Annotated in this window: 10 protein-coding genes; all 10 read left to right on the top strand. The window is 53.4% G+C overall.

Going from position 1 to position 15,377, the window contains the following annotated elements; all coding sequences use genetic code 11:
* Positions 1–87: 87 nt before the first annotated feature.
* The 10 genes from BCV73_RS26760 (at position 88) to BCV73_RS26715 (ending at position 15,374) form a co-directional block, all read left to right on the top strand.
* Complete coding sequence (locus BCV73_RS26760) at positions 88–1,023, top strand: ABC transporter ATP-binding protein (protein WP_397345054.1); 936 nt, start codon at positions 88–90, stop codon at positions 1,021–1,023.
* Positions 1,023–1,742, top strand: coding sequence for an ABC transporter permease (locus BCV73_RS26755; RefSeq protein ID WP_089550417.1), 720 nt, complete (start codon positions 1,023–1,025; stop codon positions 1,740–1,742). The genes BCV73_RS26760 and BCV73_RS26755 overlap by 1 nt, the downstream gene beginning before the upstream one ends.
* Positions 1,743–1,744: 2 nt before the next feature.
* Positions 1,745–2,488, top strand: coding sequence for an ABC transporter permease (locus tag BCV73_RS26750; protein ID WP_089549184.1), 744 nt, complete (start codon positions 1,745–1,747; stop codon positions 2,486–2,488).
* A 217-nt stretch (positions 2,489–2,705) separates the two neighbouring features.
* Complete coding sequence (locus BCV73_RS26745; RefSeq protein WP_244169325.1) at positions 2,706–3,887, top strand: GntR family transcriptional regulator; 1,182 nt, start codon at positions 2,706–2,708, stop codon at positions 3,885–3,887.
* Between the two features lie 202 nt (positions 3,888–4,089).
* Positions 4,090–5,382, top strand: a complete 1,293-nt coding sequence (locus tag BCV73_RS26740; protein ID WP_089549183.1) for a glycoside hydrolase family 125 protein — start codon at positions 4,090–4,092, stop codon at positions 5,380–5,382.
* Positions 5,383–5,656: 274 nt separating this feature from the next.
* Complete coding sequence (locus BCV73_RS26735) at positions 5,657–7,366, top strand: response regulator transcription factor (RefSeq protein ID WP_089549182.1); 1,710 nt, start codon at positions 5,657–5,659, stop codon at positions 7,364–7,366.
* 15 nt (positions 7,367–7,381) lie between these two features.
* Positions 7,382–9,187, top strand: a complete 1,806-nt coding sequence (locus BCV73_RS26730) for a cache domain-containing sensor histidine kinase (protein ID WP_089549181.1) — start codon at positions 7,382–7,384, stop codon at positions 9,185–9,187.
* Between the two features lie 90 nt (positions 9,188–9,277).
* Positions 9,278–10,663: an ABC transporter substrate-binding protein gene (locus BCV73_RS26725; protein WP_218828198.1), complete on the top strand. Its 1,386-nt coding sequence runs from the start codon at positions 9,278–9,280 to the stop codon at positions 10,661–10,663.
* Positions 10,664–10,859: 196 nt separating this feature from the next.
* Positions 10,860–12,278, top strand: coding sequence for an ABC transporter substrate-binding protein (locus tag BCV73_RS26720; RefSeq protein WP_089549179.1), 1,419 nt, complete (start codon positions 10,860–10,862; stop codon positions 12,276–12,278).
* 123 nt (positions 12,279–12,401) lie between these two features.
* Complete coding sequence (locus BCV73_RS26715) at positions 12,402–15,374, top strand: extracellular solute-binding protein (protein WP_143811904.1); 2,973 nt, start codon at positions 12,402–12,404, stop codon at positions 15,372–15,374.
* The last annotated feature ends 3 nt before the right edge of the window (positions 15,375–15,377 follow it).

Raw genomic sequence — 15,377 nt, 5'->3', positions numbered from 1 at the left:
GGTAGAGGCTGGCGCGGATTTTGGCAATGGAGTTTTAAACGAAATTTAAACTTGGAGCAGCCTGTCTTTTAACCTTGGCCCGGTAAGATGGGTATCGAGGTGATGATCGTGAGTGAACTCGTGATACAGACGAGAAATTTGAACAAAAAATACCGCGGCCGCTATGCCGTACGCAATTTGGATTTGGAAATCGCCAAGGGGGAAATTTACGGCTTTCTCGGACCGAACGGGGCCGGGAAGACGACGACGATCCGGATGCTGCTCGGCCTGATTCGCCCGACCGTGGGCTCGATCCAGATTTTCGGCAAGGATCTGAGGAAGGATAAAATGAATATTCTGCGCAAGGTCGGGTCGCTGGTCGAATATCCTTCGAACTACGGCCATCTGACGGCCGTGCAAAATCTGGAGGCGATCCGCCGCATCCTCGATGTGCCGAAGGCGCGCATCCACGAAGTGCTGGACATCGTGTCTCTCACGAAGGACGCGAAGCGCCCCGTCAAAGGGTATTCGCTCGGGATGAAGCAGCGGCTGGGCATTGCCGCCGCTCTGCTCGGAAGTCCGGAGCTGCTGATCCTGGACGAGCCGACCAACGGACTGGATCCGGCCGGGATCCACGAAATACGCGAGCTGATCCGCAGCATGCCGAAGCAGCACGGGATTACCGTGCTCGTCTCGAGCCACCTTCTTTCCGAGGTCGAGCAAATGGCCGGGACCGTCGGCATTATCCGCGAAGGGGAAATGGTGTTCCAGGATACGATCGACAATCTGAAGCAGCAGGCCTCAGGCGGATTCCGCCTGGTCGTATCGGAGCCGCAGGAGGCGCTGGTTCACCTGATCGGCCAAGGCTATACCGGCCGGATGGAAGACGGGGCGATCAAGCTGGACCAGCTGAGCGATCCGGAAGTGGCGCTGCTCGTCAAGCGCCTCGTAGACAACAACCATGCGATTTACCGTGTGGAGGAGAAGCGACGCTCGCTGGAGGATATTTTCATGCAGGTGATCGAGCAGGGGGGATTCTCATGATGGTGGCGCGCGCGCTGTCGGCCGACTTTCTGAAAATGCGCCGCAAAGGGATCTGGCTCCTCGTTATTCTGGGCTCGGTCGGACTGCTGGCGATGCAGGGGCTGAATTTCGGCCTCCGGTACGACTACCTGCTGCAGCGCTATCAGGATGATCCGTGGGCCGGGCTGATCGGGGAGATCTTCTCGTTCGTGCCGATCGCCCTGTTCCTGGGCACGACGCTGATCGCTTCGCAAATTGCCAACGTTGAGCATGGCAGCAACTCATGGAAGCAGCTGCTGGCACTGCCGATTTCGCGGGGCGCGGTGTTTACGGCCAAATATCTGCTGGGGATCATTGCCCTGGCGGCATCCTGCCTGATTTTGTCCTGCGGAACCGTCGTCCTGGGACTGGCCCTCAAATTCAGTCCGGACCATATCCCGTATTTGACGATTCTGAAGCTCAGCTTTGTGCCTTTTCTGGCGGCGCTGCCGCTGTTTGCCCTGGAGCTGTGGCTGTCCCTGACGTTTAAAAATCAGGCGCTGCCGATCACGCTCGGCATTACTGCCGCCATCGCTTCGCTGTTCGCGGGAAATTACCCGGAATGGTTCCCGCTGGCCTGGCCCCTGCTGTCGTTCTATGGAAAGGCGTCCCCGGCCCTGCCGGTAGGCGGAGGCATCATTTTGGCATTTATCATTTATTTGGTTGGCATGGGGCAATTCCGCGGAAAGGATGTGGACTAGAGATGCTGAGTTACTTTCGGGTGTTATCCGCCGAACGGCTGAAGATGTCCCGTTCTCTGATCGTGCTGCTTATCCTGGTCAGTCCGCTCGTCTCCGTCCTGGTCGGGCTGCTGTCGGACGTCGACAGCCGGCAGCAGCCATGGCTGGTGCTGCTCGGCGCCTTGAGCATGCTGCATGCGCTGCTGTTCATGCCGATCATGTCGGGAATCTTCGCCGCCTTCATCTGCCGCTACGAGCATCAAGGGGGCGGGTGGAAGCAGCTGCTGGTCCTGCCGGTGACCCGGTCCGGGGTGTTCCTGGCAAAATATACGGTCATTATCGCTCTGCTGCTGATCATGCAGGTGCTTTTTCTCGGCGCACTGCTGCTGGTCGGCGCCGTGAAGGGCCTGCCCGGTCCGATTCCGTGGACGGAGATCGGCCGCAGCCTGCTGGGCGGCTGGGTCGCCTGCCTGCCGCTCGCGGCGCTGCAGCTGGCCGCCTCGCTTATGTGGAGCAGCTTCGCGGCTCCGCTGGCACTGAACGTGATGTTCACCATCCCGAATATGCTGGTGGTGAACTCGGCCACCTATGGTCCTTACTATCCCTGGGCGCAGCCGTTTCTGGCAACCCTGCCGGCAGGCACGATGGAGGGAGGCGGATTCGGGGCGCTGAACCTGCCGTTTGAAAGTCTGATGATTACGGTCGTCGGCAGCTTTGTAGTCTTTTTCCTGATCGGGTGGATCTACTTCCGGATGAAGGAAGTATAGAAGGTTTGGATTGCTGAAAATAAGGGTAAAGCAACATAAGGGCGTCCCCGCTAGGGGCGCTCTTTTTTTTGCTGGGGCAGGGTGAAGATGCCGTTCAACGGGGGTTCCAGTCCGGCGGCTATTCACAAAGCGAATATAACATGATATATTATTTAGAGATTGTAGAATGGTTCAGCTGAGCTGAACTTGTGGACCCAGAGACAGAGGAGGTTGCAACGTGTCGCATGAATCGTCGTCGAAGCCGATGTACGAACAAATTTTTGAAGAACTGCGCGATCAGATCGTAGCCGGAAAATATATGCCGGGGGAGCGGATCCCATCGGAAAAGGAGCTGGGCGAAGCCTACAGCGTCAGCCGGATCACCAGCAAGAAGGCGCTGGAGATGCTTACGCAGGAGGGATACATTGTCCGCCAGCCGGGGAGAGGCTCCTTTGTGGCCGAGGATTATGAAAGCGGGGGAGGAACACCGCCGTCCCGCGCGGGGGCAGCGTCCAAGCGGCGCCGGGAGAGCGGCAAGCTGCTGATCGGACTGGTCATGACCGACTTTGGGGACAGCTATGGAACGGGCCTCGTCTTCGGCATGGAGGAAGCATCCCGCGAGCATGACAGCTATTTGATTCTCCGCAGGTCATTAGGAGAGACCGCCAGAGAGCAGGAAGCGATTCAGGGCCTTCTGGAGATCGGGGTGGACGGGCTCATTATTTTCCCGGCGCAGGGCGAATACTTCAATGCCGAAATTTTGAAACTGGTCATCAGCGAGTATCCGTTCGTGCTGCTGGACCGGCACCTGAAAGGCGTCTCCGCCAGCTCCATCAGCACGGACAACGTATCGGCGTCCAAGCAGTTGATCCATTATCTGTTCGGACTTGGGCATACCCATATCGGCCTTATGACCACCCCGCCCCGGGATACGACCGCCATCGAGGAGCGGATCGAAGGATTTATCCAAGCCCATGCGGAAAGCGGCATTGCCGCCGACCGGAGCCTGTGGATGGAGAACATTACGGCGACGCTGCCGGCTGCCTTTGTACCGGAGAACAAGAAGAAGGAGAAGGAACATATCAAGCGCCATCTCGCGGCCCATCCGGAGATTACCGCTCTGTTCGCCATGGAATACAACATCGCCAGGCTTGCTTATGAGGCGGCGCTGGAGTCGGGGATCCGTGTACCGGAAGATCTGTCGATTGTATGCTTTGACAGTCCGGATGACGCTGCCGGCTCCTTGTTCACCCATATGCGGCAGAAGCAGAATGAGATGGGGAGGCTCGCCTTTGAAAATGTGCTTAAATTGCGAAACGGCGAGAGCGTTCCCGGTAAAATCCTGCTGGATGCCGAGCTCGTCGAAGGCTTGTCGGCGGGACCTGTCCGGAACGGCGGGCTTGCCATGAAACACAAATAGAGCTGGAACCAAAGCGGCAGGCCTCTGTGGGAATGCCGTTTTTCTTTTAAATAATATAATATTTAACGATAGAATGTTATAAAAAGTATATTGACATGTTAACTTACCAACAAATATAATTTTTGTGTATTCATACGGTAGCATAGCTGATATATTCATTAACTTTCGACGCTTATGATGCCATAACCAAGGAGGAGAGCGCATGAAATCACTGGGTACGGAGCCTGTTACTTTGGAACGGTTGGCCGGGAGAATGTCCGAACAGCTGGCCGGAGAGACGCGTTTGCTGGACATTTTTCAAAATGCGATACGGAATACTTGGGGGACGACGCTGAAACGGATGGAAGACGGAACGACTTTCGTCATCACCGGCGATATTCCGGCGATGTGGCTGCGCGACTCGGCCGCGCAGGTGCGGCCGTTTCTGGTGCTGGCGAAGGAGGATCCGGAAGCTGCGGACATGATCGAAGGCTTGGTGCGGCGGCAGCTGGATTCGATTTTGCTGGACCCTTATGCAAACGCCTTCAACGAGGAAGCCAACGGGCGCGGCCACCAGGCGGACGAGACAGAAATGACCCCCTGGATATGGGAACGCAAATACGAAATCGATTCGCTCTGCTATCCGCTTCAGCTCAGCTACCTGCTCTGGAAGAACACGGGCAGAACCTCGCAATTCCAAGGCAGCTTCCGTCAAGCTGCGGAGGCCATATTGGATTTGTGGACGGTGGAGCAGCGCCATGAAGAGCGGTCGCCTTACCGGTTCCAGCGGAAGGACTGCGTGCCGAGCGATACGCTGGTGCGGGACGGCAAAGGCGCGGAGACGGCTTATACCGGCATGACCTGGTCCGGATTCCGGCCGAGCGACGATGCGTGCGAATACGGCTATCTGGTTCCTTCCAATATGTTCGCCGTTGTGGTGCTCGGCTATTTACAGGAAGTTGCCGGAGAGGTGCTGCAGGATGAAGAACTGCAGGGCAGGGCCGCCAAGCTTGCCCAGGAGATCGAGCAGGGCATCCGGGAGCACGGCATCGTGCAGCATCCGGAGTTCGGGCCGATTTACGCCTATGAAACCGATGGCCTGGGCCATCACAATCTGATGGACGACGCCAACGTGCCGAGCCTGCTGTCGATTCCGTATCTCGGTTACCGGGACGCGTCGGATGAGGTATACCAGAATACACGGCGGTTTATTTTGAGCCGGAACAATCCTTATTATTTTGAAGGAACTGCCGCCGAGGGGATCGGCAGCCCGCATACACCGCAGGGCTACATTTGGCATATCGCCCTGGCGATGCAAGGGCTGACTGCGGACAGCCGTGAGGAGAAGCTGCGCCTGCTGCAGGTGATGAGCCGAACGGACGCGGGAACCGGGCTGATGCACGAAAGCTTTAAGGCCGACGATCCGGCGGAGTATACGAGACCTTGGTTCTCGTGGGCAAACATGATGTTCTGCGAACTGCTGATGGATTACTGCGGCATCCGCGTGATGCGCTAAGAGAGATAATCTCAGCTATCTAATAAAGTGCGGAGTTGGACGAAGGCTTTCCTGCACCTCGATATTACTTTCCTCCTACTTCCGTAGGGGGAATTTTTGTTTCATCGCCTTGGCAGGGGCCAAGAGCTTGTTGCATATGTGAGGAGACAGAGCGAAGTAAAAATATTACACTTAATCCAAAGATAAAAACATTATATTACTTTTGCTGCTTCTGTAATATTGGTGTAACACAGCCTGGTTTGTGTTGGGCTGATCGAAAAGGAGGGCATACACAGTGATAAAACTCATGGTAGTCGATGACGAGCACTGGATTCGGGAAGGCTTGAAAAGGACCATTGATTGGAGCTCACACGGAATCCAATTTATCGGTGACGCCGAGGATGGTTGCAAGGCGTTGGAATTAATCGAAGCCCATGTTCCGGAAATTATCATTTCGGATATCAAGATGCCCACAATGGATGGTATGGATTTAATGGAAGAAATTAAAAAGCGCGGAATCGATACAAAGGTTATTTTTATTAGCGGCTTCAGCGATTTTGCGTATGCGCAGAAGGCGGTCAAGCTAGGAGCGTTTGACTATATTCTCAAACCGGTTGAAGAACCGATTTTGCTTGAAATTATTGAACGCTGCATCAGCGAAATCAGACAGAAGCAGGAGCTGAACTCCCGCCTGCAGGAATTGTCGGGCCGCATTCGGGAAAGCTTGCCGCTCGCCAGACAGAAGCACCTGGAGATGTGTTTAACCCGATCTTTGACAGAGCGAGAGATGCAATCCGCATGGGAAGCCCTTCATATCAACCTCGATCCGAAACGGCTGATCGTTATGGCGATGGTCGTCCACGAGTGGGGAGACCGGGAGATGGACGAAAGCGGATGCTCGCTCATGAGGTACGCGCTCGGAAATTTGGTGGAAGAAATCCTGTCCCAAAAGGGCATCCGGTGCTTGGCTTGTCCTTTACAAGGGAATGATTTTGCGGACATTGCGCTAATTGCTTCGCTAAGTGAGCCCGATACCTCTTTCGGCGTCGAGGACTTGTACCGCTATATGGATGGCGTTATTGAAGATGCGCTTCAAGTGTTAGGCGTTCGAATCAGCATAGGGATCAGCGGCTTAAGAGAGCGGACGCAGCTTGCATCCTCTTTTAGGGAAGCGCTTACTATAAGCATGAACTATTTGGTTCACGGACCCGGGCAGGTCCACACTGCCCCGATGGACGGCAGTTCAACAGGTCATGGATCCAAGCCCCGCCCGGCTGAGCAGCTGGACTACCGCATGGCTGCATGCATGGGGCAATTGGCGGCGGACGTTTTGCTCACGGATCACAAAGCGGACTCCCTTGACTCGGCATTGTCGAATCGGATTCTGCATGCCATGAAGCTGAAGGATGCGGGCAGATTGTCCGAACTGCTCGATGTACAAACCGGGCTGCTTCAAGAGCTCATCAAGCAGACGCCGGCCATTGCCGTGCGGTATGAAATGAATATGCACATCAGCATCCTTTTGTCCAAGTGGCAGGAGCTGCTCCAGGCAAAGGATCATTCCAAGGCTTCCACCATTACGCATCAACACAAGCTTCAGCTCTACAGGTGTTCCATTGGCGATTGGAAGGCCATGATCATGGACACCTTCCTCATAAAGGATACTCATGCACCCTCAATTGCGCATAAGCGAACGATAGAAACGGCGCTGCGTTATATCCATGATAACTACCACCTTGGCATCAGCCTTCATAACGTGGCCGAAAAGATTTACATGAATCCCTCTTACTTCAGCAGAGTGTTTCACGAAGAGGTTGGCGAAACGCTCAGCCGCTATCTCATTCGAATCCGAATCGCGAAGGCGAAAGAATTGCTTGAACAGACCCCTCTAAAGGTATATGAAGTCGCAGACCGGGTCGGATATCGGGATTTTCGGCATTTCGTCAAAACCTTTAAGGAATGGGAAGGCATGACGCCCGCTCAATACCGTAATTACGGGGCATAAGAAGAGAGGGACCTCATGAGACTGCAGTTCATCGATAGAATCAAGTTCAATTCGGTCGGAATGAAGGTGTTCGGATTCTACGTAGCCAGCATGATCGTCATTATTACCGTTATGGGATATCTATCCTATGATAAATCCGCTCAGATGATGGAGAACAAAATCGGAGGCATGGCGCTTCAGAATGTTCAGCAGATGAGCAAGCGGGTCGATATCCTTCTGGAGGGATACGAGGACCGTTCCCTTCTTGTCGTCGGCAATAAGGATATTCAGAAGCAGCTCATGGGAGATTTTATGGACGAGAAGGAAAGGATTCAGACGAATAACGCGAATACCGCCTTTCTATCGAACCTGGTAAACTCCAGGAATGATATGAATAATATTTATCTGCTCAGCGAGAGGGGCTACTCCTACCGCTATTCACCCAAAGAATCCTTTCCGGTCTACAATTCTTACCCCTATGAATATTTCACGGAGGCCTGGTATCAACAAATCCGTCAGGCTGACGGCAGGCTCGTCTATTTCGGCATCATGCCTTCATTAATAAAAGGTCCGAGCTCCGAGCCTGTTTTTACCTTTGGACGTGCCCAGAAAAATATGAAAGGCCGCGGAGAAATTATCGGCGTCGTGCTGTACGAAGTCGATCCGGCGGAGGTCCGGGAAATTTTGGCGGAAATCGATTATGACGGGTCGGGAATCAACGTCATGATTGACGATACCGGCCAGATCAAAGGGGATAAGGGTGGAATCCTATTGTCCAGCAAACTGGACATTCCGTTCAAGGAAGAGCGTCAGGGAACGCTAAGCTACTCCATAGACGGGCAAGAGATGCTGGTCGTCTACAGCCAATTGGAGACGAACCATTGGAGGCTTGTCGGCATGCTGCGCAGCAATGATTTGATGAAGGAAGCGATGGATATTCGCTGGTATATGCTGTCGCTGGGCATTGTTTTTTCCTGCATCGGTATCCTGCTCGCGATCATTATCGCTTCTGCCGTTCACCGGCCGCTTCAGAAGATGACGCATGCGATGCGCCGAGCCAGGGACGGCGATTTCAACATCCGGATTGTCGATAAAAGAGAGGACGAATTCGGCTATTTGTTTACCCATTTTAACCAGATGGTGGCCCATATCAAAGAATTAATCAACGAACTGTATGTGCAGAAGCTGCTGGAACGGGATCTTCAGCTGAAAATGCTGGGATCTCAAATTAACGCTCATTTTCTGTACAACACGCTCGATTCCGTCCACTGGATTGCCCGCATACATAAAGTTGACGACATTAGCACGATGATCTTCGGACTGTCGAAGTATTTGCGGATCAGTCTGAGCGAGGGAAGGGATGAAGTGCCGGTCAGCCAGGTCGTCCATTTGATCGAGAGCTATATCATGATCCAGAAAGTCCGGTATAAGGACAAGTTTACGCTCTATGTGCAAGCGGACGAATCGCTGATGGATTATAGAGTGCTCAAATTTATTTTTCAGCCGATCGTAGAGAATGCGATTTATCACGGGCTGGAGCGAAAATCAGGCAAGGGCCGGCTGGATATCGCCTTTACCCGGGAAGGCAGCTGCCTGAAATTCGTCGTTACGGACGACGGTGCCGGAATTGCGCCGGATAAGCTGGCTGAATTGAAGCACATTCTGGGCGGAGAACAGCCTGCGGAGGAAAGCAGCTTCGCGCTGAGAAATATTAATTCACAAATAAAAATCGCATATGGCGCCCAGTACGGGATCGAGATGGAGAGCAGCCTGGGGGAAGGAACGAAAGTAACCATGACGATCCCGCTCACGAAACGAAGCCCTGCCCAGCAAGTCAGTTGAAGCGAGTTTCGTATGACAGCGTGCGTAGATGATTACAAGAGAAAGTTAAAAGTGGAGGTAACGATGAAAGTGTTCTTGACTCGTCGAAAGATGCCTGTTCTTTTCATACTTGTACTCCTGGCCACCGTAATCATGGTATGGAACGCTTATGTCAGCAAGGGAGCGACATTCAACGTTAATTCGGAATTATTAGGCAAAAATGCTGCGAGCAGCTCGATTAAGCATAACGGCCCTGTAACGATAAGCTTCTGGTATTCGTGGGTCGGCGGATTTCAGGACGAATTCTACGATACGGTCGTGAAGCCGTTCGAAGAGGCAAACCCGGATATCAAGGTTGAAATGACCTTCATTGAGAACTCGGACAATTCACAAGGCTCGGATAAGCTGTTGACGGCGATTGCCGGAGGGAAGGCGCCGGATGTCGCGATGATCGACCGGTTTATTGTAGGCGAATGGGCGGCGATGGGCTCCATTGAAGACATTTCGGCTTATGCGAATCGTGAAGATATGGCGAGTATTTATTACAAAAGCGTGTGGGCGGAATCCCAATACGACGGCAAAACGTACGCCCTCCCTTGGAATATGGACAGCCGAGCCATGTATTATAACAAAACGATGATGAAGCAGGCGGGTTTTAATCCCGACAATCCCCCGAGAACCATTGCCGGTCTGGATGCCATGGCAGAGAGGATGTTCAAAACGAACGGGGACGGCGCATATGAGCAAGTCGGATTCGTCCCGTGGATGGGTCAGGGCTTTTTGTATACGCATGGATGGAACTTTGGCGGCGAATGGGAACGAGGCGGGAAGCTGACGCCGAACGATCCGCGGAACGTTAAAGCGCTGGAGTGGGTGCAGGGCTACGCCGAGAAGTACGATGTAAAGAAGCTGTTGAAATTTTCGGAGATGATGAGACAAACCGGAAGAAACTCCTTTTTGTCCGGCAAAGTCGGATTTGTCTATGAAGGCAACTGGCTTCTTAATGAGATGGAAGATTTGGATTTCGAGTGGGGTGTGGCGCCGATGCCTACAATTGATGGCAGCCGGCCGGTCACATGGTCAGGGGGGTGGTCGTTCGTCATGCCCAAAGGGGCGAAAAATAAAGAGGAAGCTTGGAGGTTTATGAAGTACGTAGCGGGCAAGGAAGGCTCGCTCCTATGGGCCGGCCGCGAGGGCGGCAGGAATGATCTGATGTGCATTCCGGAAGTGAATGCCAAGCTCGGCTTGGATCAGAAGGAACCGATGAAGGTGTTTACAGAGCTGCTTGGGAATGCCTACATCAGGCCCGTCACACCTGTGGGCGGATATATGTGGGATGAAATGCTCCGTGTGCAAACGCTGGCGATGAATCTACAGGGGGAACCGGGAGAGCTCTTGAATGAAATGAAGAAGAACGTCGATGCTGAATTGGCTAAGGTTATGGGGTACGGAAACCGCAAAATGGAGCATCCCCAAGGCCGCGATGAGCAGCCGTAAGAGTGTCTGTCATGTATGACAGGCACTCTTTTTTTCTTGCCCCGGATTGAAACGCGAAGCCGATGGCTCCCCTTCCAAGATAGTAAAGATAGTACACGAAATACAAAAGCAGTCTCATTATCCCCTCTCATAAAAGCGTTTACACTAAAAAGGAACTAATCATACCATTAAAACCTGGCAAAAAGGAGGCATGTAAGTGAGGAAAAAGAAGGGCGCCACTCATTTGAGAAGAGCGATGCTCAAGTATCTGGTTACCGCATTATCGGTATGTTTCGTATTAACAGGCTGCGGGGGCTCGGGCGGGTCCAGCGGAGAGAATGGAGCCAAGGATACAAAGGGAGCGGACAGTACAAATCAACAGACCGATACCGCCAAGAAAAATACCGATACGGGTAAAGGCAGCGGTGAAAAGGTAACGCTCGAACTCTGGGGTTGGGGAGGCAAATTCCAGACGGACTACACGAAAATTGTCATCAGCGAATTTGAGAAAGAGCACCCGAATATCAAGGTGAAATACATCATCGATCAAGGGGGCACGGATAAGCTGACGACGCTGATTGCCGGCGGCACGCCTCCGGACGTAGCGGTGCTCGACCGCTTCATGGTAGGGCAATGGGCGGCGAAGGGATCGCTGGAGAGCCTACAGCCGTTCGTCGATGCCGGAGACGAAGTACGCGCCGACGATTATTATCCGGGCGTCTGGGCGGAAGCGAATTACAAGGACCAGCTCTATGCGATGCCGTTCACCACAGATAACCGGGCGCTTTATTATAATAAAACGCTTATGAAGGAAGCGGGTCTCGACCCGGAGAAGCCGCCGGTTACGATTGCGGAATTGGACGCGATGGCGGAGAAAATGTTCAAGAAAACAAGCAACGGAAGCGGCTATGAGCAGGTCGGCTTTATTCCATGGGCAAACCAAACCTACTTATACACACAAAGCTGGAACTTCGGCGGAGAATGGACCAATGGCGAGGAATTGACGCCAAACCACCCGCAAATTGTGAAAGCGCTTGAATGGATGGTCAGCTACGCCAAAAAATACGATATGTCCAAAATCAACAAGTTCAACGATGTTATGGGCAAAACCGGCATCAACTCGTTCTGGACCGGCAAAGTCGGATTCGTCGTGGACGGCAACTGGGTGCTGAACGATTTGACCAGCAATGCGAAGGTGAAGCCTACCTTCGAGTGGGGCGTCGCGCCGATGCCTTCCGCGGAAGGTTATCCTCAAACGACATGGGCAGGCGGCCATTCCTGGGTCATGCCGAAGGGAGCCAAGCATCCGCAGGAAGCATGGGAGCTCCTTAAGTTTATCGGCGGCTATAAGGGCACGCTGCTCTGGGCCAAGCGGGCGGATGCAGGCAACGATATTACGACGATGCCGAAGGTCAACGAAGAAATTAAGATCACCGAGAATCCCAAGCTGAAGGTATTCGTCGATTTAATGCCTGTGGCGCATTACCGCCCAGTTACGCCCGTCGGCCAGAAGCTGTGGGATGAAACCTTCCGCGTTCAGGATTTGGCCTTGAACGGAAAGGGCGAGCCGAAAAAGCTGCTGGACGAAGTCAAGAAGAACGTCGATAACGAGCTCAAAAAACTGGAATCGAAATAATCAAGGTGGACCGGTTTTCATAAGGAGGGGGCGGCTGAATCGCCTGTCCCCTTTCTTCATCAGAAGGAAAAGAACCGCTTAAGGGACATCCTGATGAATTGAACGACAAAGAGGTGACAGTGCTTGAAATGGCGTTGGAATGATGCACTAAAGTGGAAGAGAGTCATGCTTATATCGATCACTTTTCTTGTCTTTTCGCTGACCTTCGGTGAGAGCTTTCATTCTTATGCCAACAACGAACGTTTACGGGACCGGAATCAGAATCAGGGCGTTCCGCTGACGAATGACCAATTAGCCGTGAACAGTATTTTGGAGCCGACTTACGCGACGACGCTGGCCGGATATAAGAAAGAGGGCTATCCGCCTGCCGATCAACCGGACATTGTGATGAAAGCCGATCAGCATTCGGCGTTTGGAGGCACGAAGCCGGTCTTGGAAACGGTAGACGGCCTTTCCGCTCTTGTGTGGGACAGCAAGACAACGTGGATCGAATGGTCGGTAGATATCCCGCAGGACGGTCTTTACAACCTGGCCCTAAGTTATTATCCGATGCCGGGAAAAAGAATGCCGATTCAGCGGGAGCTGCTTATTGACGGAGAAAGCCCGTTTCGCGAGGCGCAGCGTATCTATTTCTACCGCAGCTGGGTCGACCGGGGCGATCCGGCCCAAAACAACCAGGGAGACGACGTCAGACCCAAGCAAATCGAGAAGCCGCAGTGGATGGACCTTCCGGTTTCGGACGGGAATGGTCTGTACCCGGAACCCTTCCAATTTTATATGACCGCAGGCAAGCATGTCATTCGGATGAATTATTTGCTCGAACCGATGGCCATCGACGAGATCCGGATTACGTCACCGGAGCAGCTGCCCAGTTATGCCGAAGTGGAGCAGGCCTACACCGCGCAAGGCTATGAACCCGCCCAGCAGATCAATGTGAAAGTGCAGGCGGAGAACAATCCGACGAAATCCGATCCGACGATCCGCAGAGAATCGAATGGCGATCCGTTAATGGAGCCGGCAGGCGATGGGCGAATCCGGCTGAACGCATTTGGCGACTGGCGCTGGAGGAAGGGCGGTCAGAAGGCATCGTGGGCGTTCTCGGTTCCGCAGGACGGGTTGTATAAGATTGGGCTGAAATTTGGACAATGGTGGGGCGATGGGCTGCCGTCCTATCGTCAAATTCTTATAGATGGGAAAGTTCCGTTCAAAGAACTGGAGCTGTACCCTTTTACCTACTCGCGCAACTGGCGGATCGAAACGCTGCATAAGGACAATGAACAAACAGGAAAAGATGAACCCCTGCTTGTGTACTTAACGAAAGGCGAGCATACGCTGACGATGACCGCCCAGGTCGGGCCGTATCAACCGATCATGGAAGCTTTGACGGCCGATACCCAGAAGCTCTCTGATCTGTACAGGCGCATTATTATGATCACGGGACCGACGCCGGATCCGAACTTCGAATACGAGCTGAACAAGAAGGTGCCGAAGCTGATTGAGGACCTGAAGGTCATCGCGGACGATCTGCTCGTTCAGATGGATGCGCTCAAGGCTCTGTCGGATGTAGAGCCGAGCACGGTGAACAGTCTGCGGATGATGAACCACACGTTCGAGAAAATGATCCGTAACCCCGATTCGATTCCAAGACAATTATCAGAGCTCAGCAACAGCCAAACGAACCTCAGCACACTGCTGATGGATCTCCAGAATGTGCCGCTTGTTCTGGATTACATCCTGATCAGCGCCCCGGATACGAAATATCCGAAGGTAAAATCCAACGTTCTGCAAAAATCGGTCAGCACGTTCAAAAACTTCATGGCTTCCTTTACGAAGGACTATACGGGCGTAGGCAGCGTCTACGACAACGAAACGGGGGAGGAAGAGGGTCCGGTTATCGAGGTTTGGGTATCCCGGGGCAAAGAGTGGGCGGAAATTATGAAGGAAATGGCGGAGGAAGACTTTACGCCCAAAACCGGCATACGCATCAACATCAATACGCTCCCGGCCGGCCAATTGAACTCGGGCTCCGTCAACACGCTGCTGCTTGCGGCAAGCTCCGGCAGAGCGCCGGATGTCGCAACAGGCGTCGATGCGCATCTGCCTGTCGAATTTGCGATCCGGGACGCTTCCGTCGATTTAACGCAGTTTCCTGATTATGAACAAGTCAGCAAACGGTTCCTTGCGGGATCGCTCATTCCTTTCAAATACAATGGGGGGAACTATGCGCTTCCGGAAACGCAGGATTTCAACTTGTTGGTCTTCCGGAAAGATATCTTGAACGAGCTGGGCGTCAGCATCCCGAAGACATGGGATGAGGTCTATGCTCTGCTTCCGATTCTGCAGCAGAACGGGATGCAGATGTACTACCCGATCACGCAGCTTGGCTTCATGCCGTTTCTTTACCAGAATGGCGGCGACTATTACAAGGAGAACGGAACAAAGTCGGCGCTGGATTCACCGGAAGCCTTCCAGGCCTTCACGGAATGGACGGAGCTGTATACCAATTACAAATTCCCGGTCATGGCCAACTTTTTCAACAGGTTCCGTACCGGGGAAATGCCGATCGGGATCGCGGATTATCTCACGTATGTACAGCTCTCTACTGCAGCGCCGGAGCTGATCGGACGCTGGGGCGTCGCTCCGTCTCCCGGCCATCAGAAGGCCGATGGATCGATTGACCGCACGACCGGTGGAGCGGTACAGTCCGTTGCGATCTTCAAGCAATCGGAGCATCAGCAGGAATCCTGGGAGTTTCTGAAATGGTGGACGAGTACAGAGGTTCAGCTGCAGTTCGGCCAAGAGCTGGAGGCACTGCTCGGCGTCGAGGCCCGCTGGAATACGGCGAATATAGACGCTTTATCGCAGCTGCCATGGCCGGAGGACGACCTCAAGGCATTGAAGGACCAATGGAAGTACTACAAAGAGCAGCCGTACGTGCTCGGCGGCTACTTCACGGGGCGGAACATCGATAACGCCTGGAACCGCGTCGTTCTTGGCGGCATGAATATCAGGGAGTCGCTGGAGAAGGGCATCAAGGATATTAACAAAGAGCTTAACGCCAAGCAGAAGGAATTCGGGTTCACGCCGAAAGACTAAGGC

Origin of the sequence: Paenibacillus sp. SSG-1 (assembly GCF_002224835.1) — a bacterium.
Taxonomy (GTDB): domain Bacteria; phylum Bacillota; class Bacilli; order Paenibacillales; family Paenibacillaceae; genus Paenibacillus_AQ; species Paenibacillus_AQ favisporus.
This window is presented reverse-complemented; position numbering and strand designations above follow the sequence as displayed.